The sequence below is a fragment of the Pseudomonas sp. EA_15y_Pfl1_P101 genome (assembly GCF_963970835.1).
Lineage (GTDB): Bacteria > Pseudomonadota > Gammaproteobacteria > Pseudomonadales > Pseudomonadaceae > Aquipseudomonas > Aquipseudomonas tritici.
Genome location: NZ_CAXAPA010000013.1, coordinates 66,143 through 89,314, shown reverse-complemented (window position 1 = coordinate 89,314; position 23,172 = coordinate 66,143). Strand labels below are relative to the sequence as shown.

The 23,172-nt window shown below is 61.1% G+C and carries 21 protein-coding genes; 15 read left to right on the top strand and 6 right to left on the bottom strand.

Translation table 11 applies throughout. The features are described 5' to 3' along the window. The first annotated feature begins 43 nt into the window (after positions 1-43). The 7 genes from AACY36_RS20480 to AACY36_RS20450 are packed head-to-tail and all read left to right on the top strand — an operon-like array spanning position 44 to position 8,096. Entirely contained in the window at positions 44-1,801 is a 1,758-nt protein-coding gene (locus AACY36_RS20480; protein ID WP_339497519.1) for a carbamoyltransferase family protein, read from the top strand. Beyond that, positions 1,785-2,915, top strand: a complete 1,131-nt coding sequence (locus tag AACY36_RS20475) for a glycosyltransferase (RefSeq protein ID WP_339497517.1) — start codon at positions 1,785-1,787, stop codon at positions 2,913-2,915. Before AACY36_RS20480 ends, AACY36_RS20475 begins: the two co-directional genes overlap by 17 nt. Continuing rightward, positions 2,915-3,811 carry an antimicrobial resistance protein Mig-14 gene (locus tag AACY36_RS20470; protein WP_339415612.1) on the top strand — a complete coding sequence of 299 codons (897 nt, stop codon included), beginning with the start codon at positions 2,915-2,917 and terminating at the stop codon, positions 3,809-3,811. Before AACY36_RS20475 ends, AACY36_RS20470 begins: the two co-directional genes overlap by 1 nt. Next, positions 3,808-5,193: a PIG-L deacetylase family protein gene (locus tag AACY36_RS20465; protein ID WP_339427261.1), complete on the top strand. Its 1,386-nt coding sequence runs from the start codon at positions 3,808-3,810 to the stop codon at positions 5,191-5,193. Before AACY36_RS20470 ends, AACY36_RS20465 begins: the two co-directional genes overlap by 4 nt. Beyond that, positions 5,193-6,149 (top strand): glycosyltransferase family protein, encoded by a 957-nt coding sequence (locus AACY36_RS20460; RefSeq protein WP_339427260.1) that lies wholly within the window; start codon positions 5,193-5,195, stop codon positions 6,147-6,149. The genes AACY36_RS20465 and AACY36_RS20460 overlap by 1 nt, the downstream gene beginning before the upstream one ends. 53 nt (positions 6,150-6,202) lie before the next feature. Then, positions 6,203-6,964 carry a glycosyltransferase family 2 protein gene (locus AACY36_RS20455; RefSeq protein WP_339497515.1) on the top strand — a complete coding sequence of 254 codons (762 nt, stop codon included), beginning with the start codon at positions 6,203-6,205 and terminating at the stop codon, positions 6,962-6,964. Positions 6,965-7,010: 46 nt separating this feature from the next. Continuing rightward, positions 7,011-8,096, top strand: a complete 1,086-nt coding sequence (locus AACY36_RS20450) for a glycosyltransferase (protein WP_339438051.1) — start codon at positions 7,011-7,013, stop codon at positions 8,094-8,096. Here the strand turns inward: AACY36_RS20450 and AACY36_RS20445 are convergent. After that, positions 8,085-8,651, bottom strand: coding sequence for a toluene tolerance protein (locus tag AACY36_RS20445; RefSeq protein ID WP_339438050.1), 567 nt, complete (start codon positions 8,649-8,651; stop codon positions 8,085-8,087). The two genes, AACY36_RS20450 and AACY36_RS20445, sit on opposite strands and share 12 nt — an antisense overlap. A gap of 148 nt (positions 8,652-8,799) precedes the next feature. Between AACY36_RS20445 and AACY36_RS20440 the strand changes: the two genes are divergently transcribed. The 6 genes from AACY36_RS20440 to AACY36_RS20415 all read left to right on the top strand — a co-directional run bounded on the left by AACY36_RS20440 (position 8,800) and on the right by AACY36_RS20415 (position 15,702). Beyond that, complete coding sequence (locus AACY36_RS20440; RefSeq protein WP_339438049.1) at positions 8,800-9,978, top strand: O-antigen ligase family protein; 1,179 nt, start codon at positions 8,800-8,802, stop codon at positions 9,976-9,978. Positions 9,979-9,987: 9 nt separating this feature from the next. After that, the gene (gene msbA / locus AACY36_RS20435; RefSeq protein ID WP_339427255.1) at positions 9,988-11,796 is read left to right on the top strand and encodes a lipid A export permease/ATP-binding protein MsbA; all 1,809 of its coding nucleotides are present in this window, start codon (positions 9,988-9,990) and stop codon (positions 11,794-11,796) included. Positions 11,797-11,949: 153 nt separating this feature from the next. After that, positions 11,950-12,654 carry a sulfotransferase family 2 domain-containing protein gene (locus AACY36_RS20430; protein WP_339497513.1) on the top strand — a complete coding sequence of 235 codons (705 nt, stop codon included), beginning with the start codon at positions 11,950-11,952 and terminating at the stop codon, positions 12,652-12,654. Beyond that, positions 12,647-13,255 carry an adenylyl-sulfate kinase gene (gene cysC / locus AACY36_RS20425; protein ID WP_339497512.1) on the top strand — a complete coding sequence of 203 codons (609 nt, stop codon included), beginning with the start codon at positions 12,647-12,649 and terminating at the stop codon, positions 13,253-13,255. Before AACY36_RS20430 ends, cysC begins: the two co-directional genes overlap by 8 nt. Positions 13,256-13,358: 103 nt before the next feature. Further along, on the top strand, positions 13,359-14,783 hold the full coding sequence (hldE, locus tag AACY36_RS20420; RefSeq protein WP_339497510.1) for a bifunctional D-glycero-beta-D-manno-heptose-7-phosphate kinase/D-glycero-beta-D-manno-heptose 1-phosphate adenylyltransferase HldE: 1,425 nt from the start codon (positions 13,359-13,361) through the stop codon (positions 14,781-14,783). Next, positions 14,776-15,702: an NAD-dependent epimerase/dehydratase family protein gene (locus AACY36_RS20415; RefSeq protein ID WP_339415620.1), complete on the top strand. Its 927-nt coding sequence runs from the start codon at positions 14,776-14,778 to the stop codon at positions 15,700-15,702. Before hldE ends, AACY36_RS20415 begins: the two co-directional genes overlap by 8 nt. Positions 15,703-15,811: 109 nt before the next feature. Here the strand turns inward: AACY36_RS20415 and AACY36_RS20410 are convergent, their stop codons facing one another. The 4 genes from AACY36_RS20410 to AACY36_RS20395 all read right to left on the bottom strand — a co-directional run bounded on the left by AACY36_RS20410 (position 15,812) and on the right by AACY36_RS20395 (position 19,269). Then, entirely contained in the window at positions 15,812-16,771 is a 960-nt protein-coding gene (locus AACY36_RS20410; RefSeq protein WP_339415621.1) for a metal ABC transporter ATPase, read from the bottom strand. A gap of 41 nt (positions 16,772-16,812) precedes the next feature. Continuing rightward, positions 16,813-17,625 (bottom strand): aldo/keto reductase, encoded by an 813-nt coding sequence (locus tag AACY36_RS20405; RefSeq protein ID WP_339438047.1) that lies wholly within the window; start codon positions 17,623-17,625, stop codon positions 16,813-16,815. Further along, positions 17,622-18,791, bottom strand: coding sequence for an NAD(P)/FAD-dependent oxidoreductase (locus AACY36_RS20400; RefSeq protein ID WP_339493307.1), 1,170 nt, complete (start codon positions 18,789-18,791; stop codon positions 17,622-17,624). The genes AACY36_RS20405 and AACY36_RS20400 overlap by 4 nt, the downstream gene beginning before the upstream one ends. A gap of 142 nt (positions 18,792-18,933) precedes the next feature. Beyond that, positions 18,934-19,269 carry a DMT family transporter gene (locus AACY36_RS20395; RefSeq protein WP_339415624.1) on the bottom strand — a complete coding sequence of 112 codons (336 nt, stop codon included), beginning with the start codon at positions 19,267-19,269 and terminating at the stop codon, positions 18,934-18,936. Positions 19,270-19,371: 102 nt separating this feature from the next. On the opposite strand from AACY36_RS20395, the gene AACY36_RS20390 reads away from it, so the two are divergent. Both AACY36_RS20390 and waaA read left to right on the top strand, forming a co-directional pair. Beyond that, positions 19,372-20,262: a LysR family transcriptional regulator gene (locus AACY36_RS20390; RefSeq protein ID WP_065879892.1), complete on the top strand. Its 891-nt coding sequence runs from the start codon at positions 19,372-19,374 to the stop codon at positions 20,260-20,262. Positions 20,263-20,285: 23 nt separating this feature from the next. Continuing rightward, complete coding sequence (gene waaA / locus AACY36_RS20385; RefSeq protein ID WP_339469297.1) at positions 20,286-21,563, top strand: lipid IV(A) 3-deoxy-D-manno-octulosonic acid transferase; 1,278 nt, start codon at positions 20,286-20,288, stop codon at positions 21,561-21,563. Between the two features lie 118 nt (positions 21,564-21,681). On the opposite strand, the gene AACY36_RS20380 is transcribed toward waaA, so the two are convergent. After that, positions 21,682-23,121, bottom strand: coding sequence for a TolC family outer membrane protein (locus tag AACY36_RS20380; protein ID WP_339415627.1), 1,440 nt, complete (start codon positions 23,119-23,121; stop codon positions 21,682-21,684). Between the last annotated feature and the right edge of the window lie 51 nt (positions 23,122-23,172).

Sequence of the window (23,172 nt, the reverse complement as noted above, 5' to 3'; positions counted from 1 at the left end):
GGCGTAACCCGCCTGCATGCAGACTAAAAGAGGCTAGACCCCTGTGGCATTGACGATTCTTGGCCTGTCCGGCGCCCTTAGCCATGATCCTTCCGCAGCCTTGTATATCGACGGCAAGCTGATCGCGGCCGCCGAAGAAGAGCGCTTCGTACGCGACAAACATGCAAAGAACCGCATGCCCTACGAATCGGCGAATTTCTGCCTGGAACAGGCCGGTATCAAGCCTTCCGACGTTGACGTGGTCGCGATCCCGTTCGCCCCGATCAGCCTGTTCGGCGAGGCGCGCTGGCACTACGCCAAGCGTTACTGGTACGCCCCCGACCGCGCCCTCGACGCGATCCTGATGGGCAACCGTCGCTACAAGCGCTACCGCAACAAGATCGTCTGGTGCCTGGAGCAACTGGGCTTCGATCCTAAGAAAATCAAGATCGAACCGGTTGAACACCACCTGGCCCACGCCTCCAGCGCCTACCATTGCTCTGGTTTCCAGGAGAAAACCGCGATCCTCGGGATCGACGGTAAAGGTGAGTACGCCACCACGTTCTTCGGCTACGGCGAAAACGGCAAGATCCACAAGATCAAGGAATTCTACGATCCAGACTCCCTCGGTGGCCTGTATGGCGCGATCACCGAGTTCCTCGGTTTCGAGATGCTCGACGGTGAGTTCAAGGTCATGGGCATGGCGCCGTACGGCGATGCCAGCAAATACGATTTCTCGCGCCTGGCCTCCTTTGAGAACGGCGAGTTGGTGATCAACACCGACTACGCTAACGTCATCGGCCTGCGCCGCTACAAAGAGAAGGGCAAGGGCTTCTACTTCTCGCCAAAACTGATCGAGTGGCTGGGTCCAAAGCGCGAAGGCGATATCGCCGACGAGCCGTACATCCACTACGCCGCCAGCATGCAAGCGCTGTTCGAGAAACTGGCCTTGCAGATGATCGACCACTACCTGGGCGACATCCTCAAGGACACCGGCAAACTGGCCTTCGCCGGCGGTTGCGCGCTGAACGTCAAGCTGAACCAGAAGATCATCGCCCGTGGCGACGTCAAAGAGCTGTTCGTACAGCCGGCGTCGGGCGATGCCGGCACTGCGGTCGGTGCGGCGGCGTATGTGTCCCACGCCCGTGGTGTGCCGGTCGAGAAGATGGAACACGTCTACCTCGGCCCGTCCTACAGCAACGAAGACGTGATTGCCGCGTGCGCCAAGCACGAGAGCAAGCCGAACTGGCGCAAGATCGAGAACATGCCACAGCGCATCGCCAAGATCATGGTCGACGGCAACCCGGTGGCCTGGTTCCAGGGCCGCATGGAGTTTGGTCCGCGCGCCCTGGGCGGTCGTTCGATCATCGGTTGCCCGAGCGCCACCGGTGTGGCGGATCGCATCAACCACCAGATCAAGTTCCGCGAGCGCTGGAGGCCTTTCTGCCCGTCGATGCTCGACACCGTGGCCCCGCAGATGATCAAGGTCGATCACCCGGCGCCGTTCATGACCTTCACCTTTGAAGTGTCCGAAGAGTGGAAGACCCGCGTGCCGGAAGTGGTCCATGAAGATGGTACCTCCCGCGCCCAGGTGCTCAAGCGCGAATACAACCCGCGCTACTACGACATGATGAAAGAGCTGGAAGTGCTCACCGGCAACGGCGTGTCCCTGAACACCTCGCTCAACCGTCGTGGCGAAGCGATGATCTGCTCGCCGACCGACGCGCTGAACATGTTCTTCGGCTCTGACCTGCAGTACCTGATCATGGAAGACATCCTGGTCGTCAAGGATGGCGTGGACCCTTATGACGCGCTCGGCTGACCGCCACGTCCTGCAGTTCTGCCACGGCTATGACGGGCCATTCCTCGATTGTGCGCGGCAGTACGCCAGTTTGTTCGCAGGGTCAGGCTACAAGGTGACCACGGTGTTTCTCACCGGGGTCGCCGACCCTGAGGTGGCGGCCGGTTGCGCCAGTGATGAAGTGTTGTTCATGGAGTTCAGCTCGAAGGCCATCCGTGGCCTCAAGCTGGGCGCCATCGCCGAGCTGCGCAAGATTGCCGCGTCGCGCAACTTCAGTTTCTGCATCGCGCACCGCGCCAAGCCGATCTACATCGCGCTGCTCGCCACGCGCTTGCAGGTGATTGGCGTGCATCACGCTTTTGGCGACTACCAGCGCCGGGGGCGTCGGCTGTTTGCAACGATTTTTCGCCAGCGCCTGAGCTTGTTGGGCGTCTCCGATGCCGTGCGCGATGACATCCGTCGCTGCCTGCCGAAATGGCCGGCGGCGCGTATCCAGACCTTGTACAACCGCATTGATGTCGAAAACCTGCAGGCCCAGCAGGTTTCGAAGGATGAGGCGCGCGACGCCCTTGGCTTGTCGCCGGATGAGTGGGTGGTCGGCAATGTCGGCCGCCTGCACCCGGACAAGGATCAGGCCACGCTGCTCAAAGGTTTTGCCCTGGCATTGCCAACGTTACCGGCTGAAAGTCGTCTGGCGATCCTCGGCACCGGACGCCTGGAGCAGGACCTGAAAGAGCAGGCGCGCGAGCTGGGGATTGCCGACAAGGTTGTGTTTCTCGGCCAGGTGCCGGAGGCGCGTCGCTATTTCCGTGCGTTTGACGTGTTTGCGTTGAGCTCCGACCACGAACCCTTTGGTATGGTGTTGCTGGAAGCCATGGCGGCCGGCGTCCCCTTGCTCGCCACCGCCTGTGGCGGCGCGCGGGAAGTGGTTGAGGGCGTTGGTATCCTGTTTCCCTTCGGCGACGGCGAGCACCTGGCCCAAGGGCTGGGGCACTTGGCTGCGATGGATCAGCACCAGCAACGCCAGTGCGCTGATTTGATGCTGGAGCGCCTGCACGCACGATTCTCGGATCAGGCGGTGCGCGCTACTTTCTGGCAACTGCCGCATGTCATTGAACTGACCGCGAGGGCTTGATGCTCAATCGATTTCAAGGCTGGCGCGAGCGCGGCTGGTCCGTCGTCGATGCGCCTGCATACAGCGAGGCCTGGCAGCGTTTTGGCGGCAGCGTCGCGACGCATCCGCAAGTGATCGAACGCCTGGCCGGGTTGGCGCAGATTCCGGTGCGTTACTTGGCCTGGGAGCAGGCGGGTGAGCTCAAAGCGTGCATTGCCACCTGGGGGCGCGACCTGGCGCTGTCCAAGGATGTACTTAAGCGCAGTGGCAAGAAAGGCCTGTTCGATCTGGGCAATGCCGAGCTGATCCTGCCGGCCGCCGCCGACGCGCAGGCACCGCTGAGGCAGCGTGCGCGCTACCTGTCTGCGCTGAACGAAGGGCGTTTCAGCGGCCTCAAGCTTCAGGCCGAGCAGTTGGCCATGGCGCGAACGCCCGAAGAACTGTCGAAGAAGTTTCGCTACAACCAGCGCCGCGAACTGCGTTTGCTGGAAGAGGCGGGCGGCGTGGTGCGGTCGGTCAGTGAGTTTTCCAGTGCGGAGCTGGCGTCCATCTACTGTGACCTGTTCCTGCGCCGCTGGGGCTTCACCGCCACAGGCGCCGAGCGCATGGCCGAGGTCATCGAGCTGATGCGCGAGTGGTTGATCGGCTCGGTGATTTTTCTGAATGACGCACCCATCGCAATCCAGTTGGTGTATCGGGTCGAGTCGCCGCAATGGATCAGTGTGGAGTACGTCAACGGTGGGGTCGATCCTGAAACTCGCGCCTTTAGCCCCGGCAGCGTGCTGAGCTTTCTCAATACCCAGAGCGCCTGGGAGCAGGCACGCGAAGTCGGCAAGCCACTGCGCTTTTCCTTTGGCCGCGCCGACCGCGAATACAAGGACCGTTGGTGCAACCCTGTGCAGGTATTCAGCGTATGACCCGCAAGCAGCAATTGCTCAAACGTCACCGGCGCAACAAGCGTACGGCGCTGATCATTGGTGTGTTGCTGCTGTTGCTGGTCGGCATCCTGGTGGTCTGGTGGTTACCGTTGCTGTTGGCGCTGCTGGCCTGGGTGGCCCATGAAGCGTGGTTTGCCGACCACCTGTTCTACGCGCCCAACGAAGATTACCAGTACCGTTTCGCGGCGGATGCCGAGCTGGCGGGCGTGCGCTTGGAAAATGGGCGCTTGCTGCTGGATCAGGCGGTGGACGCGGACGCGACGGTGGTGCTGGCGATCAAGGTCAAGAGCACTTGGCTGGGGCGTTTTTTTGACCCGAGCGTCGAGCTGGTGGACGATCGGCAAACCTTTGAGCGTGGCGTCAACGGCGTGCGTTACCTGAACCTCAGCGGTTTGGCGCTGAGCGACTTAACGTTGCGCGGTCGCCATTGCCGATTGCTCGGCACGCCCCGTCTGTGGGCCTGGACCCATCCGGACTACCGCGCACAGCGCGTGATGGTGATCGCGCCCCACGCCGACGATGCTGAATTGGCGGCCTTCGGCCTGTACAGCCAGGCTGAAAATCCCTGGATCGTCACCCTGACGGCAGGTGAAATCGAAGCCGAGCATTATGAGCAGATGGGCCTGGACGCGGTCGAAGCCTCGCGCATCAAAGGCCGCCTGCGTGCCTGGGACAGCATCGCCGTGCCGCTCTGGGCGGGTGTGCCCCAGGCCCACTGCGTGCAGCTGGGCTATTTCTGCCTGCAGTTGCAGGCGATGCAGGCCGCGCCGGACCTGCCGTTCGCTTCCCGCGAGGCAGAGCTGACGGACGTGCGGCCATTCCGTCAGTTCAACCCCTTTCCATTACCGGCGGACAGCGACGGCCTGCCCACCTGGAACAACCTCTTGGCCGACCTGCGCCAAGTACTGTTAATGGCGCGCCCGGAAGTGATCGTGTTGCCGCATCCGGTATTGGACCCGCATCCAGATCATGTCTGTGCGCAGCAAGCCGTGATGGAGGCGCTGGAAGGGCTGGAGTGGCAGCCGACCACTGTGCTGGGCTATGCCAACCACTTGCATGACAATGATCGTTGGCCAATGGGCGCCTCCGGAGCCGGTATTGCGTTGCCACCGTTGTTCGACGCGACCGTGGAGTTGCTGCCGTGCAACCTGCCGCTGACGTTGGCTCAGCAGCGTGATAAGGCCATGGCGCTGGGCATGATGCATGACTTGCAGCCGGCACCGCCGTTCAAGCGCCGTGTGCGACGCTGGTTGCAGCGGGTGTTGGCAGGTCGCGCGAAATCGCCCTACGGTGAGAACGAATTTTTCCGTAAGGCCGTACGACGGCATGAGTTGTTCTGGCGTTTGGGAAAGGATAAGTAATGAAAGTCTTGTTTCTGGTGCAGAAAGAGCAGCGCGCCATCCTCGACCGCTTGTACGAAGGTGTGGCCCAGCACTGCGAATGTGATATCCGCTGGTTGAGCAGCGATGAGCAGCGCACCCTGCGCGGTTACTTTCGGCGCGAAGTCGACGTGACCCGTTACGACCGTATTGTGTTCTTCCTGCGCTTCAAGCAGGAAATCCGCCAGGCCGGGTTTATCCGTACGATCCCAAACCTGGTGATCCTCGAGCACGACGCTTACCAGAACTACATTCCCTGCAAGTACACCGGCAAATTCAGCGCCCACTACCGTCGCTTGCCGTGGGTTCGCGTGATCAGTTCAGGCTACATGGTGACCGAGCGCCTGCGCGCCGAAGGTTTCGATGCGGTGTTCGTGCCCAAGGGCTATGACCAGGCACTGCTACAGCCCCAGGATCGTGAACGAGATATCGAACTGGCGTTTGTCGGTAGTACCAACAGCGTGGCCTATAGTGGTCGCAAGGCTCTGCTCGATGAGCTGGCGCGGGTTGAACCTTTGGTAGTGACGCGCACCAAATCGGGTGAGGAATACTGCGCGACCCTCAACCGGATTCGTTTTTTCGTCAGTGCCGATGTGGGCATGGGCGAGTACATGATCAAGAACTTCGAAGCCATGGCCTGTGGTTGCGTGTTGCTGGCCTTCGATCAGGGAGTCGAGGAAAACGCGGCCCTCGGGTTCGAAGACATGGTCAATGTGGTGTTCTACAAGGACATCCCGCAGTTGCAGGAAAAACTGGCCGTGCTGCGGTCCAACCCGCAGTTGGCGGCAGACATCGCGCGCAGTGGGCAGGACTTGGCCGTCGGCCAGTTCGGTTTCGCCCGTATCGGCCAGCGTATTGTCGAAGTCCTCGAGCCGCCCTTGCGGCCTCGTGCGCCATTGAATGTGCTGGAAAGGTTGCGTCTGAAAGTGGGCGTTTAATATCGGTCAGATACGGCCGCAAATAGTGGCTATATGATATTATCGAGGCTTGAATGCAGTTCTCCGATCAAAGCGACATAACGCTCGTGGTGACCAGTTGTGGTCGCTTCGATTTATTGAAGCGGACGCTCGAGAGCTTCGATCTGTTCAATACGGCGGATATCCGCGAAGTTTTCATTACCGAAGACTCTGGCGATGAAGCCGTGCGCCTTGCAGTGCCGCCGCACTGGCACAGCCATTGCCGTTTCCTGATCAACCGCCCGAAGCTTGGGCAGTTGGCATCCGTCGACTTGGCCTACGCGTCGGTCAAGACCCCCTACATATTCCATTGCGAGGATGATTGGGCGTTTTATCGACCAGGCTTTGTCGAAGACTCCAAGGCGGTACTGGAGCAGCGACCCGATATTTTGCAGGTGTGGTTGCGTAACTACGTTTATGACTTGCAGGTGCACAGCCCTTATATCCATCTGGGGCCACGTGAGGTGATTGGCGGGGTGCCGTGTTATCCCCTGCTGTCCGACAAGCCTGAGTGGCAGGGTTTTTCGCTGAATCCCGGGTTGCGGCGTATCAAGGAATATCGCTTGTGCGCGCCCTACGCCGGATTCGAGGGTGAGAAGGGGCTATCCAAGCGTTACGCGCAGCTGAACCTGGCGGCCGTGACACTGGAAGGCGATGCGGTTTTGCACACGGGTTTCGGTTTGCATGTGGCGACGTCAGAAGAGCGCTTGACCAAGGCGCGGCGCAAGCGGCGAGAGCGGATCAAGCTGGCAGTCATGTTGGTACTGGGTGTCGGTATCGGCTGGTTGATCCATTAAGTACATGCAGCAAGCCACCACAACGCCGCAAAAGGTCATTTTTCAGATGAGTATCCTCAACATCATGTGGGCCGGTGGTTCTGCATTCGCTTCGGTGCAGAAGGTTCACCAACAGATACTTTCCCACGCTATTTGCCGGGCACCGATCGCTACCTGGTTGCTTCAAGGCGGTTCGGACGAGAGCGCGCCGGCATTGGAATGGAACTTCTCCTCCGCCCAGCTCAAGGGGCGGCACCTGTGGAAGTTGCTGGCACCCTGGATGCGCGCGCGTTTTCAGAAGGCGCTGCCTGACGATCTGCAAGTTGTGCTGCTGGACGGGGTTGGTGTGGCTCGGGTGATGTTGCCGGTGCTCAAGCACTTGCCACATGTGCGCGCCGTCGTCGTGTTCCATGGCGTCACGCGCATGCGCCGGGCGGATCAGAAGCTCTTCGAACAGTTTCCGGCTACGCAACTGACCCTGGCGGCTGTTTCGCAAACCCTGGCTCACTCGCTTGAGCGTTACCTGCAGCGGCCCGTGACAGTGCTGCGCAGCGCTTTCGATCCGGTGGCTTTCCGTGCGGCTGCGCTTTCTCGAGCGCAGGCGCGGTCTCGCCTGGGCCTGTCTTTGGACGCCTCGCCCGTGTTGGGGGCGGTAGGCCGGCTGGTAGACGGCAAGGGTTTTGGCTGTTTGCTGGACGCGTTTGCCGGCGTGTCGGCCCAGCAGCCGGATGCGCGGCTGGTGATTATCGGCGAGGGTGCTGCTAGGCAGACCCTGGAAGCGCGTGTCGAACAGCTCGGCTTGCAGGGCAAGGTTTCGTTGCCGGGCCACCTGCCGGACGCCGCGACGCTTTACCGGGCCTTCGACTGGGTCGCCATTCCGTCGACGCAAGAAGGCTTGGGGTTGATCCTGCAAGAGTCGGTGATGGCGGGTGTGCCCGTTCTGACCAGCGAATTGGCCGTGTTTCGCGAGCAACTGGCGAATGCGGGCTGGTACGCGCCGTCAGACGATGTGCAGGCCTGGGGCAGTCTGATGGAGCGTGCGTTCGCCACATCGATCCAGGAAGTGCTGGAGGCTCAGGCGCAAGCGCTGGCCCCGGACCAAGCCTGGAAAGATTTCAGTGAAACCTCCCAGCGCCTGTTTTCATGCCGCTAGCAACGCCTGCTCCAGTGCCTGCATTGGAAAGCGTTCGTTCAGCTTTTCGCGTGCAATATAACGTGAAAAGTGCTGCAAGTTGCGCCGTGCGAGTTCCGGGCTCAGCGGCGCGCGCAAAAAGCGCATATCCGCCACATCGATCAGCCCCATTTCGTTATCCGGTGTGACAACAATATTGCCCAGGTGCAGGGAGCGGAAGTAAATCCCCGCACCGTGCAAGCGGCGGATCAGCGCCACCAGCGGATCGAGGTTCGATTGCCAGTCATAGCCTTCCTTGTTGGAAATCTGACGCAGCGTTTCACCCGGCAGCGGGCGATACAGCACGGCGGTCATGCCGGGCGCGGCCAGTTGAAAGAACGCGAGTACGGTCAAGGTGGGGATGCCACGCTGTTGCAATTGCGCCACATTGTCGATGAATCGCTTGGAGTAGGGGCGCAACAGCGCTGACGAAAACAGACGCTTGCGGCGAAACAGTTTTAGGATATTCCCGTCGGCCAACAGGTAGACTTTGGGGCCGTAGCTGTCCTGTTCGAGGATTCGGGCACCTTCAATCATCGCGTTTAAATCGGCTTGGGGAAGCCTTGAACATTGCATCGTCGGAAAGCCTTGTGGGAGTCGCGGGCACAGTGATCGGTAATAATGCCGAAAGTTTTGGGTTTTAACCATGCCGGGTTGGCGGGTTGTAAGTATTCAGGAGCGGGTGATGCAAGTAAGTCGTTGGGCGCAGGTATGGATGATTTTCGGGTTACTGTGGTTTTTGCTGGCGATTGCTTTCGCGCCGACCAACAAGATTTATCAACAAGGTTTGACGTTGTTTCTCTGGTTGCCGGCCATGGTGTTTGCCTGGTCGGCGCGTGAGCGCCTCAAGGAAGTCTGGCGTGAACAGCGCTGGATGTGCCTGATGATTGCGGCGCTTGCCGTCTGGGGTGCAGTCAGTTTGTCGTGGACCAATGCCGAAGACCCTTCGCGCGAGGCCAAACGCTTGCTGTACATCGGTGTGTTCCTGCTGTTTTTTCCGGTGTTTGCCTGCGGGCAGACCGAGCGAGTCATTCGCGTGATGCAGTGGGGTGGTTTCGGCCTGGCCCTGTCTTCGCTGGTGACGATCATCAAGTTCTATGGCCTTGAGCATAACGCCTGGAATGCGCGCATCGAGGGCTTGGGGCAGTTGTCCCATCCGATCCTGGGCGCCTATGTGATTGGCCTGGCCGCCGTCTGGTTGCTGCACTGGCTGCCGCGGGGGCGCTGGATGCAGGTGGCGTGGGCGGTGTCCATTGCGCTGCTCGGGCTATTTGTGGTGCTCAGCCAAAGCCGCGGTGCCGCACTGGCCTTGCTGCTGACCGTCGTGGCGATGCCGGCCTGGTGCCGCGACCGACGCACCACCGTGATCGCTATCGCGGCAGTCGTGGCGGCGCTGGCGGTGTTCTTCGCCATGCAATCGCTGATGTTGGCCCGTGGTGTTTCCTACCGGCCGCAGATCTTCATGGCGGCCGTCCAGATGATTTCCGAGCGCCCGTGGACCGGTTTGGGCCTGGGTGGCGACTACAAGGTATTTGCCGACGGTCTTTATTTCGATCACGCCCACAACCTGTTCTCCCACGTCGCGATCGAACTGGGCCTGCCCGGCCTGCTGTTGTGGTGCGGGCTGTGGTTTGGCGTGTTGTGGCAAGCCTGGAAGGCCCGCGACACGCTCTATGGCAAAGGCATCATCGGTATGTGGATGTTTTCGTTCCTGGCCATGCAGTTCGATGCGGCCAGCCTAACGGGCACCCCGCGCGCCGAGTGGTTTATCTCGTGGCTGCCGATTGCGCTGGCCAGTGTCTTGGTCTGGGCTCGGGCCAACCCCGATGCATGTGATAAAGTTCGCGTCCTACCCAATCAGTGAGCTCGACACATGAGTGACGCACCGCCCAAAGCGGACCAGGAATCCAGCCTGAAAATTTATCTCAGGCTGCTGGGCTATGTGAAACCGTACATCGGCATGTTCATGCTGAGTATCTTGGGCTTCGTGATCTTTGCTTCCACCCAGCCGATGCTCGCCGGGATCCTCAAGTACTTTGTGGATGGCTTGAGCAATCCCGACGTGGTGTTCCTGCCCAAGATCCCGCTGTTCAAGGACCTCAAGCTGCTGATGGCCGTGCCGCTGCTGATCATCCTGATCGCCGCGTGGCAAGGCCTCGGCTCTTTCCTCGGCAACTACTACTTGGCCAAGGTCTCCCTTGGCCTGGTGCATGACCTGCGCGTCCAGCTGTTCAACAAACTGCTGGTACTGCCGAATCGCTATTTTGATACGCATAACTCCGGGCACCTGATTTCCCGCATCACCTTTAACGTGACCATGGTCACCGGCGCCGCCACGGATGCGATCAAGGTCGTGATCCGCGAAGGTCTGACGGTGGTGTTCCTGTTCGGTTACCTGCTGTGGATGAACTGGAAACTGACCCTGGTGATGCTGGCGATCCTGCCGCTGATCGCCATCATGGTCGGCAGCACCAGCAAGAAATTTCGCAAGCAGAGCAAGAAGATCCAAGTGGCAATGGGCGATGTCACCCACGTGGCCTCGGAGACCATCCAGGGTTACCGCGTGGTGCGCAGCTTCGGTGGCGAAAGCTACGAGGAGCGCCGTTTTGCCGCCGCCAGCCAAAGCAACACCGACAAACAGCTGCGCATGAACAAGACCGGTGCGGTCTACACGCCCATGCTGCAACTGGTGATCTACACGGCCATGGCCACCTTAATGTTCCTGGTGCTGTTGCTGCGCGGCGACGCCACGGCGGGTGACCTGGTGGCCTACATCACCGCTGCGGGCCTGCTGCCCAAGCCGATCCGTCAGTTGTCGGAAGTCAGCTCGACGATCCAGAAAGGCGTCGCCGGTGCCGAAAGCATCTTCGAACAGCTGGATGAAGAGCCGGAAGTCGACAGCGGTACCGTGGAGCGTGATCGCGTCAGCGGTCGCCTGGACGTGCGCAACCTGAGCTTCACCTATCCGGGTGCTGAGCGCGAAGTGCTGAAGAACATCAGCTTCACGGCGGAACCTGGGCAGATGATCGCGCTGGTAGGGCGCTCAGGCAGTGGCAAGTCCACGCTGGCCAGCCTGATTCCGCGGTTCTACCACCACGAAACCGGCGAAATCCTGCTGGATGAGGTGGAGATCGAAGACTACCGCCTGCGCAACCTGCGCCGGCATGTGGCTCAAGTGACCCAGCACGTGACCCTGTTCAACGATACCGTGGCCAATAACATCGCCTACGGCGACCTGGCGGATGCACCGCGTGCCGACATCGAAAAAGCTGCCGCCGATGCCTATGCCATGGACTTCATCGCCGAGCTGCCCAAAGGCCTGGACACCGAAGTCGGTGAAAACGGCGTGCTGCTCTCCGGCGGCCAGCGTCAGCGCTTGGCCATCGCCCGCGCCCTGCTGAAAAATGCCCCGTTGCTGATCCTGGACGAAGCGACTTCGGCGCTCGACACCGAGTCCGAACGCCACATTCAGGCTGCGCTGGACAAAGTAATGAAGGGCCGTACCACCCTGGTTATCGCGCATCGGCTGTCCACCATCGAGAAAGCCGACATGATTCTGGTGATGGACCACGGTGAAATTGTCGAGCGTGGTACACATGTGGAACTGCTGGCTCTGGGCGGCTATTACTCGCGCCTGCACGCCATGGGCCTGGATGAGCCCGTCACGGCTAACATCACCTGATGTGCCGGGGCGCGCAATGCGTCCCGGCGTTTGTATCAAGCCCCTTACTCGGCTTGACCAAAGCCAAATAATTCGCAGCCTATCGTTTGTTATGTTGGCCTTCTCGATTCGAATGACGAACGAGAGGGCTAACCTTCTTGCGTGGGTAATGGAATGTTGCAACGTCTGTTCTGGAAACTGCTTCCCAAAACCCAAAGGGTGTTTTTGCTGGGACGTTTGTCAGTGGTGGATCGCCAGGCGGTGAACAAATCGTTGTCTGGGGTGACGGCACTTCCGCCTGCTTTCGAACGACACAACTGCGTGTTTATCCATGTACCCAAATGCGCCGGCAGCAGCGTCTGTTCGGCGTTGCTCGATGGGCGCTGGCCAGGGCATTTGCCGTATTACTGGTATCAGCAACAATTCCCCGAACATTGCCAACGCAGTTTCAAATTTGCCTTTGTGCGTGACCCGCTGGAGCGCGCCTACTCGGCCTACACCTACTTGCGCAGCAACCACTTGGGCCGCCGCGACCTGCAGGCACAGGCACTGGTATGCAGCTACCGCGACTTTGACCATTTCGTTGCCCACTGGCTGTGCCCGGAAAACCTGCGCCGCCAGCTGCACTTTGCTCCCCAGACCGACTTCCTGGTCGATCACCTGGGGCAAATGGCCATGGATTTCATGGGTCGCCAAGAGTCCCTGGAGCAAGACTTCCAGCAGCTGTGCGACCGCCTCGGCGTAACGTCTTCGCTGCCCCATCTCAATGTTTCACTCGGGCGGCGCAGCGAGCCGGTCAGGGACTTCTGCACCCTGCGTACGCGCCGCTTGGTCCGGCGTGCTTATCAACGTGACTACGAGGTCCTGGGTTATGAATAGTCCGTCGCTCTCCCGTGGTTCTGCCTCCATTCGCCCCTTTGCCTTGTCGTTGTCGGTCGCCGCGCGCACCGCGCTCAAGCACCAGCAGCCTTGCTGCCTGTGGCTGACGGGGTTGTCCGGGTCCGGCAAGTCGACCTTGGCCAACGCCCTGGAAGTGCAGCTCAATGAGCAAGGGCGGCATACCTTTGTGCTCGATGGCGACAACTTGCGCACGGGGTTGTGCAATGACTTGGGCATGAGTGATGCGGCGCGCAAGGAAAACATCCGGCGCATTGGCGAGGTGGCGCGACTGATGGTTGACGCGGGATTGATCGTGATCGTCTCGGCGATTTCTACGTTCAGCGCCGATCGCGCGACTGCCAAGGCACTGTTCGGGCCGGGGCAGTTTTTCGAGGTCTACATCAGCACGCCGTTTGACGTGCGCGCGCGGCGCGATCCCAAGGGGTTGTACCGTGCGGCGCTGGACGGGCGCATCAAGGCCTTCACTGGGCTGGACAGCCCTTACGAAGCGCCGCTTGCAGCTGACTGCGAAGTCAACACCGATGAGGTCGAACTGGCCGACGCGGTGGACCACATCCTGGCTGCTTTGTTTAAAAAATGAGCAGATGTAGCCTGTGATGCCTCCCGGATAAAGCTCTCGAACTAGGCGGCGCTCACCCTGTGCTAATATCGCGCCCCTGTTCATTTTGTATGTGGGTTGCTCCATGAAGTTGTCCATGCCGCGATTCGATCAAGCCCCTGTCTTGGTGGTCGGCGATGTCATGCTCGACCGTTACTGGCATGGCGGTACCTCACGGATTTCCCCTGAGGCGCCGGTACCGGTAGTCAAGGTCGAGCAAATCGAAGACCGCCCAGGCGGCGCTGCCAACGTTGCCCTCAATATTGCCGCCCTCGGCGCCCCGGCCTCCCTGGTGGGTGTGACCGGTGACGATGAAGCCGCCGACAGCCTGGCCAACAGCCTGCGCGGTGCTGGCGTGCGCGCGCTGTTCCAGCGCATTGCCCATCAGCCGACCATCGTCAAGCTGCGGGTCATGAGCCGTCACCAGCAATTGCTGCGTATTGATTTCGAAGAACCCTTCACCACCGACGCCCTGGCCCTCAGTGGCCAGGTTGACGAGCTGCTCGAAGGCATCAAGGTGCTGGTGTTGTCGGACTACGGCAAAGGCGCCTTGAAGAATCACCAGGTATTGATCCAGGCCGCCAAGGCCAAAGGCATCCCGGTGCTGGCCGATCCGAAGGGCAAGGACTTTTCGATTTATCGTGGAGCCAGCCTGATCACGCCGAATCTCAGCGAGTTCGAAGCCATCGTCGGTGGTTGCGCCGACGAGCACGACCTAGTGACCAAGGGCGCAGCGCTGATGGCCGACCTCGACCTGGGCGCCTTGCTGGTCACCCGTGGCGAGCACGGCATGACCTTGCTGCGTCCGGGCCACCCGGCGATGCACCTTCCGGCGCGAGCGCGTGAAGTGTTCGACGTCACCGGCGCCGGCGATACAGTGATTTCCACCCTGGCCGCCTCGATTGCGGCCGGTGAAGAGCTGCCCCATGCGGTGGCCCTGGCCAACCTGGCAGCGGGCATCGTGGTCGGCAAGTTGGGTACGGCAGCCATCAGTGCACCGGAATTGCGTCGCGCGATCCAGCGCTCCGAAGGCTCGGAACGCGGTGTGCTGACGATTGAGCAATTGCTGCTGGCGATCGACGATGCCCGTGCCCACGGCGAAAGCATTGTGTTCACCAACGGCTGCTTCGACATCCTGCACGCTGGTCATGTGACGTACCTTGAGCAGGCGAGCGCCCAAGGCGATCGCCTGATCGTCGCGGTCAACGACGACGCGTCGGTCAGCCGCCTCAAAGGCCCTGGCCGCCCGATCAACAGTGTCGACCGTCGCATGGCGGTGCTGGCAGGCTTGGGCGCGGTGGACTGGGTGATCAGCTTCCCTGAAGCGACCCCTGAAAACCTGCTGTCCCAGGTCAAGCCGGACGTGTTGGTCAAGGGGGGCGACTACTCCGTCGACCAGGTCGTGGGGGCGGATATTGTCAGCGCCTACGGCGGCACGGTCAAAGTGCTGGGCCTGGTTGAGAACAGCTCGACTACGGCTATCGTCGAGAAGATACGCAACAATGAGTAAGCGGGTACTGATCACCGGTGGTGCAGGCTTTATCGGCTCGCACCTTGTCGATGGGCTGCTCGCTAAAGGCTACAGCGTGCGGGTGCTGGATAACCTCTCCACCGGCAAGCGCAGCAACCTGCCGTTGGACGATCCGCGCGTCGAACTGCTTGAAGGTAATGTGGCCGATGCCGAGCTGGTGGCGCGTGCCGCTGTCGGCGCGGCAGCGGTGGTGCACCTGGCGGCGGTGGCCTCGGTGCAGGCATCGGTGGATGATCCGGTCAGCACGCACCAGAGCAACTTCGTCGGCACCTTGAATGTCTGCGAAGCCATGCGCAAGGCTGGCGTCAAGCGTGTGGTGTATGCCTCCAGCGCTGCCGTCTACGGCAACAATGGCGAGGGCGCGTCGATTGACGAAGAAACCACCAAGGCGCCGTTGACGCCTTATGCGTCCGACAAATTGGCCGGTGAGTATTACCTCGACTTCTACCGCCGCCAGCATGGCCTGGAGCCGGTGGTCTTGCGCTTCTTTAATATCTTCGGGCCGCGCCAGGATCCGTCATCGCCGTATTCGGGCGTGATCAGTATCTTCAGCGAGCGCGTACAGCAAGGCGTGCCGATTGCCGTGTTTGGCGATGGCGAGCAAACCCGTGACTTCATGTACGTGGAAGACCTGGTGGACGTATTGGTCCAGGCCGTAGAAGCGCCCGCCGCACCTTTGGGCGCAATCAACGTGGGCTGGAACCGCACCACCACCCTCAGCCAAGTGCTGCAAGCCCTGGAAGAAATAGTCGGCAAGTTGCCGGCGGTGACTTACGGGCCGGCGCGTTCCGGGGATATCCGGCATTCGCGGGCGAACAATCAGCGGTTGTTGGCGAGCTTCACACTGCCGGAGCCTACCCCGTTGAAGGTCGGCCTGGAGCGCTTGCTCAAAGGCTGAACGCAATCAATTGTGGGAGCTGGCTTGCCTGCGATGGCATCAGCTCGGTCTACCTGATGCACCGAGGTGTGTGTATCGCAGGCAAGCCCGCTTCCACATTTGTTTCGTGTTAAGCCTTGGCTTTTTTCTTCGGCACGATTTTGCGCAGCACCCGCTTTGCCAAGCGCTTCAATTTCGATTCTTTCTCCGGCACCGCGAGCCCTTGCTGGCGCAGCCAATCCTTCCAGCGAATCCGCTCCTCACGCACCACCCAGCCTTCCTGTTGGGCGAAGCTTTCTGCGAGGTACAAACCCCGGGTGCTCGCTGGATACAGCTGGTCCTTCTTGACGGTGTACAGCTCGGCCAAGGGTTGGCCGTCTTTGAGTGGCATCAGGTACAGGTCCGGCCGCTTGCGGTCCAGGCGCGCGACCAGTTGATCACCTTCCAGGCGCTCGTCCACATGGAACAGGCTCAGGGATTTGGCTTCCTTGGGCACTTCCAGGCGCAGGTCGTAAATCAATTGCAGCGATGCGGTGGGCAAGTGCACGTAGGCACGCGGGCGTTCGATCAACTGGGTTGTGGCACAACGCACCGGGCGGGCAGCGCCGGACAAGGGGCTCAGGCGAAACGGCAGCGCTTCGCGGTAATGCAGCGCGGCCGAGTAGGGCGCGGGCAGCCAGGTGTCATTGAAGCGCCCGCTGAGCCAACCTTCCGGCGTTTCCAGCAGGCACTCTTCGGCAATTTCCTGGATGGCAGTGTGCAGCGGCAGGTTCAGTTCATGGGCTGGCACGTAGCCGGAAATCAGCTTGAGCACCACATCGCCACGGTCCTGCCGGCGTTGGCGTACCAGCACCCAGTAATCGCGGTTCTGCCAATGCAGGGTCAGGCGTACCGAAACCCCCAGGTTGGCCAGTTCGAGCGCGAAGCGCTCGGGGTCTGCCACCTCCACCGGCTTGCGCCGCTGCAGGGTCTGGGCAAAGTTGAGCGGCATGCCGACGCTCTGGTAGCTCAGGCCTTCGGGGGTGGCTTCGACGTGCAGCGGCAGTGTTTTGAAGTTGCTGGGGTTTTTTCTTATGAGCGTACGCGCCATGTCGGCTCCTTCTTGCGACGGGGTCGGCCGCGTCGGCGGCATCAGAGTTGACGAATGACTTGGGCAGCGGTCGCCACGTTATGGGCCAGGTGCAGCGGATTAATGGTCCCGACAATAGCACTGGCGACGCCGGTTTGCGCAAACAACAACGTGAAACTGGCGCGAATTGGATCCACTCCAGGCGCAAGGCATACGTGACCACTGGCCAGGGCCTTTTTCACCAGGATGCCCTTGCCGTGTGCCGCCGCATACTCAATGACGGCTTTCTCGGCCTGTTCGTTCAAGTTGTAGGTGATCATTGCGCAATCGCCCTGTTCCAGAGCCTTCACACCGCCTTCGGCGGTTTTGCCGGAAAACCCGAAACCGCGAATCTTGCCTTCCTTTTTCAGATCGGCCAGGGTCTGGTAGACCTCACAGTCGTTGAGGATCTGCAGGTCATTACCGTCGGAATGCACCAGCACAAGGTCGATAAAATCAGTTTCAAGGCGTTTCAGGCTGCGTTCAATCGACATCCGCGTATGAACCGCGCTGAAGTCGTGGCTGGACGCGCCATTCTCGAACTCTTCACCGACCTTGCTGACAATCACCCAGTCCTTGCGCTGATCCCGCAGCAGCGGCCCCAGGCGCTCTTCACTCATGCCATAAGCCGGTGCGGTATCGATCAGGTTGATGCCCAGTTCACGGGCCTGACGCAACAGCATACGGGCCTCGTCGTCACCGGGAATCTGGAAACCGCTGGGGTATTTCACCCCTTGATCGCGACCCAGCTTGACGGTGCCCAGGCCCAGCGGCGAGACCAGCAGGCCGGTGCTGCCCAAGGGGCGATGCAGGTCGTGCAGGGTTGGCAGGCTCATGGCAACAGTTGCTCCCAGGCAGGTACGCCGATGGCGGGTTTTGGCAGCGCGGGCAGTGGCTCGCTGGCGCTTGGGCGGATGCCATCACGCGCCAGGCTGTCGATCACCCGGTCAGCGAAGTCAGGCGCCAACGCCAGCTTGGTCGGCCAGCCCACTAGTAGCCGGCCTTGCTCGGCGATGAAGGCGTTGTCGGGGCGGGATAAGCCTGATTGCAATGGTTCGGCACGGTCGACGCGCAGGGTGGTCCACTGGGTCTGGCTCATGTCGATCCATGGCAACAGCTGAGCAAGCTCTTTCTGCGCGGTGGCGATCTGTTCTTGTGGGGTGCGCGCCACGCCATCGGCTTCGGCAATGTCGCCGCCCATGTACCACACCCAATTGCCATCAGCCGCCGGGTGAGTGGTGACGGTGATGCGTGGCTTGGTGCCGCCGCCGAGGCAGTGGGCGTACAACGGCTTCAGGCCGGGCCCTTTGGCGATGATCATGTGCAATGGACGTTTTTGCATGGCGGGCTGGCTGGTGCCCAGCGCGGTCAGCACATCTGCCGTGCCGGCGCCGGCGCTCAACACGATGCGTTGGGCGCGAATGTCGCGACCGTCGACCTTCAAACCCACCAGCGCGTCGCCCTCCAGCAACGGTTCAATCTGTTGCCCGGCGAGCAACCCGTCGCCGGCCAGTTGTGCCAGGCGTTCGATCAGGCTCGGTACATCCACCACCAGTTCGGCCAAGCGATAGACCTTGCCTTTGAAGCGGCGGTCTTGCAGGGCGGGTGGCAGGTCATCGCCCTTGACCTGGTCGACACGGCCGCGCACGGCCTTGCTGGCGAAGAAACTGGTGAGGTTGCCAGCGAGCGTGCCGGGGGACCAGAGGTAATGGGCCTCGGACAGCAAGCGTACGCCGGACAAATCCAGCTCACCCTTACCTGCCAGCGCTTCACGCCAGCGGCGCGGCATATCGGCAATCGCTTCAGAAGCGCCGGTAAGGGCACCGTGCAGGGCGTATTTCGCACCCCCGTGAATGATCCCCTGGGACTTCACGCTTTGCCCGCCACCCAGGGTGGCGCTTTCCACGACCACCGTGGAAAAGCCCTGGCGGCGCAGGCGCGCATTCAGCCAGAGGCCGGCAACCCCGGCGCCGACAATCAGAACGTCGGTGGAAATAGGCATGCGCGCGGGACCTCTGGCGTAGAAAAAGGAGCGCTAGTATAGCGCGCAGCTGGTAGTTATCAGCTGCAAGCGGCAAGTTAGAAGCGAACCGCGTTGCTTTTTCTTGCCGCTTGTAGCTTGAAACTTGCCGCTGGCTATCGCCTCAATGCCCTGCTGTTTTCGAAAAGAGTTGTATCACCACAACCCCAAGCACAATCAGGCCCATTCCCAGCACCGCCGGGATATCCAGCTTCTGCCCATAAATAAACAGCGCCGCGATGCTCACCATCACAATGCCCATCCCGGCCCACACGGCGTAGGCCACGCCGACCGGTACCGTGCGCACCACCAACGTCAGCATCCAGAATGCCACGCCGTAACCGACGATCACCAGCAGCAGGGGAATTGGCGTGCTCCAGCCCTTGATGGCCTTCATCGAAACGGTGGCGATCACTTCCGAGCAAATGGCGATTGCCAAGTAATAGTAGGCGGCGTTCATGGGTCAATCCTCGGGGTAAAGCAATCAGATAAGGCTGGCATTTTAGAGTTTTATCAGATGGGGTAAAGTCATTACCTATCCGAATTAGAGATGGGTTGAGCCATGAGCGTGCAGTGGGATCTGGAGCAGATGCGCCTATTTGTCAGCGTCGCCGAGCAGCGTTCGTTTTCGGCGGTGGCGCGTGAGCAGCGCAAGGCCCAATCGGCAGTCAGCAACGCGATTGCCATGCTGGAGGCGGACCTGGGCGTGAGCCTGTTCGAGCGCAGCAGTGGCCGCCAACCGCGGCTGACTGAAGCCGGCAGCGTGTTGCTGGAAGAAGCACGCGAAGTGCTGCGCCAATGCGAGCGGCTCAATGGCCGGGCGCTGTCATTGACGCGCGGCGAGGAGGCTTGCTTGCGCCTGGCTCAGGATGAAGCCATGTTGTTCCAGCCGGTCCTCGATAGCCTTGAGGCGCTGGCGGGGCAGTACCCGCTGCTGGAAGTGCAACTGTCCAGCGCCGCCCAGGGTGATGTCGCGCGCAAGTTGGTGGAGCGCAAGGCGGACCTGGGCCTGTTGTTCTATCACGACCAGATCCCCGAAGCACTCGAGCGGCGAGTAGTCGGCAGTGTGGAGATGGTCACGGTATGCGGTGTCAATCACCCGCTGGCCAAGGAAAAGTACGTGGATTGCCAGCGCCTGGCGCAATTTCGCCAACTGCTGATGTCGACCCAGACCAGCGTTTACCCCGGCAGTGAAGCCGCCAGCCCGCTGGTGTGGCGCGCCGACAGCTTCTACGTGCTGGCCGAATGGCTGATGAGTGGCCTGGGCTGGGCTTGGCTGCCCCGGCATATCGTGCAGTACCCGACTTATCAGCAACAAATGGTCGAATTGGACAGCGAATGGACGCCGCCGGCCCTGGTGGTGGAATTGGTGTGGCGCCGCGACGAGCACTTGGGGCCCGCCGCGCGCTTCCTGGCCAAACGTTTTGCTGAGTGCTTGCAGGCGATCGACTGAAAAAGCCGATAAACTCCGGCGCCATGAATAGAACTCTCTACAGCTGTCTGTTTTACCTGGCGCTGCCGTTGGTGGCTTTACGTCTGTGGTTGCGTGCTCGCAAGGCGCCGGCCTATGCCAAACGCGTCGGCGAGCGCTTTTCCTATGGCTTGCCGGTGATGCAACCGGGCGGGATCTGGGTGCATGCGGTGTCGGTGGGCGAAAGCATCGCTGCTGCGCCGATGGTTCGGGGGTTGCTTGCGCGTTATCCAGAGCTGCCAATCACCGTCACCTGCATGACGCCCACCGGTTCCGAGCGCCTCCAGGCGCTGTTTGCCAACGAGCCGCGCATTCAGCACTGCTACTTGCCGTATGACTTGCCGTACGCGGCCAAGCGTTTTCTTGATCGTGTGCAGCCGAAACTCGCGGTGATCATGGAAACCGAGTTGTGGCCCAACCATATCCACGCTTGCGCCCAGCGCGGGATCCCGGTGGCGTTGGCGAACGCGCGATTGTCGGCGCGTTCGGCCAAGGGTTACGGGCGCTTCGCCAAGCTGACGGCGCCGATGCTGTCTGAGCTGAGCCTGTTCGCCGTGCAGACGCAAACCGAAGCCCAGCGTTTCCTTAGCCTGGGGGCTCGTCCGGAAACCGTCGACGTCACCGGCTCGATCAAATTCGACCTGACCATCGACCCCCAGTTGCCGGTGCGAGCTGCTGCGTTGCGCGAACAATGGGGCGCCAGCGAGCGTCCGGTGTGGATCGCCGCCAGCACCCACGAAGGTGAAGATGAGGTGGTGCTGGCTGCCCATCGCCAGCTGCTCGACAGCTATCCCAACGCGTTGCTGATTTTGGTGCCGCGCCATCAGGAACGCTTCGGTCCGATGTTTGAACTGTGCGAGCAGCAAGGCTTTGCTACCGTGCGCCGTTCCAGCGGCGAACCGGTTACCGCGCAAACGTCAGTGTTGCTCGGCGATACCATGGGTGAGCTGCTGTTTCTCTATGCGTTGGCCGACAGCGCGTTTGTTGGCGGCAGCCTGGTGGCGACCGGTGGGCACAACCCTTTGGAGCCGGCAGCGTTGGCCAAACCCGTGATCATGGGGCCGCACGTGTTCAACTTCCTCGAAATCACCGCGATGATGCGGGAAGCCGGGGCGTTGCTAGAGGTGGATGATGCCCAAGGACTGGCCGAAGCCGTGCGCCAGCTGTTCGAGCTACCGCAGGATGCACGCAAGATGGCCCAGGCTGGCCTTAAGGTGATGCAGGCCAATCAGGGCGCGCTCAAGCGTTTGCTGGATGGTTTGGACAAACTGCTTGCGCGCTGACAACACCAATCAAACGTGGGCGCTGGCTTGGCTGCGATAGCATCGCCTCGGTGTACCAGAAGTACCGAGGCGTCTGCATCGCAGGCAAGCCAGCTCACACAGGGGTCATGCGGTGTGCTTAATTATTCGGGCGGGCCTTGAGCTGTTCGGCTGCGGCCTTGGCCAGGTCTGGTGGCAGGAAGTCTTTATCCGGGTTGTAGTCAACCTTGAGGTAGCGCGCCAGGTCCTGCAGATCCCCTGGGTTCAAGGTGCCCGCTGCCTGCTTCAAACGCAGGTTGTCGAGAATGTAGTCGTAGCGGCTGTTGTTGTAGTTGCGCACCGAGGCGTAGAGCTGGCGCTGTGATTCCAGCACGTCGACGATGTTGCGCGTACCCACCTGATAGCCGATTTCCGTGGCTTCCACCGCGCTCTGGTTGGAGATGATCGACTGGCGGCGCGCCTGTACTTGTTCCACATCGGTGTTTACCGCACGGTGCAGATTGCGGGTGTTTTCCACCACCTGGCGGCGCAGGCCTTCGCGTTGCTGCTCGGTCTGGCCCAGGCGCGAGTAGGATTCACGCACCTGCGAGCTGGTCAGGCCGCCGCTGTAGATCGGGATGCTCAGGCGCAGGCCGATGGTGCGTTGCTCCACATCACCCCGATACGGCGTGCCGAAGGCATTCGGGTTGCTGAAACCGAGGGCGTCGTTATCGCCTTTCTGATATTGCGCAACAGCATCGAGCGTCGGGGCATGCCCTGCCTTACGCTGCTTGAGGGTTTCTTCAGCGGCGGTAACGGCGTAGTTGCTGGCGAGCAGGTTCAGGTTCTGGCGGCCGGCGGTTTCCACCCACGCCTTGGCGTCATTCGGCAGCGGTGGCAGCACCGGCAGCGTGTGGACAATGCCCTGGATTGAGTTGTATTGACGGTTGGTCAGGGTGATCAGCGCTTCAAACGCGTCTTCCACCTGGCGCTGGGCCAGGATCCGGTTGGCGCGGGCGGTGTCGTAGCTGGCCTGGGATTGCAGCACGTCGGTCTTGTCCGACAGGCCCACGTCGAAGCGCTCGTTGGATTGGTCCAACTGACGCTTGAACGCATTTTCTTCGGCTTTGGTCGACGCCAGGTTGTCCTGGGCGCGCAGCACGGCGAAGTAGTTTTCGGCGCTTTGCAGGATCAGGTTCTGTTCGGTGGCCGACAGTTGCAGCGCCGCCTGTTCGTTGGTGGCCTCGGCAGCCTGCAACTGGAACCAGCGATCAGCACGGAACAGCGGCTGGCTCAACGTTGCGCGCCAGGAGTGAGCATCGCGGTTGGCGGTGGCGGCGGGCGTGTCGATCTGGGTGCGCACGTTATTGATATCGGCACCACCGGTCAGGTTCGGCAGCAGCCCGGCGCGTGCCTGGGGCACCACCTCTTTTTGCGCGCCGTATTGGGCGCGGGCGGCGGCCAGGTCGGCGTTGTTGTCCACCGCTTCCTGGTAGACGCTGACCAGGTCAGTTCTGGCAGACAAGGGCGCTTCTGCTGCCCAGACCATTCCGTTGGTCGCACAAGACACGGCAAGCGCCAGTGAAAGTTTGCGCAGCATGAGGCGATCCTTTGTTGAAAATAATGAGTTGAATATTACGGCTGTAATTTG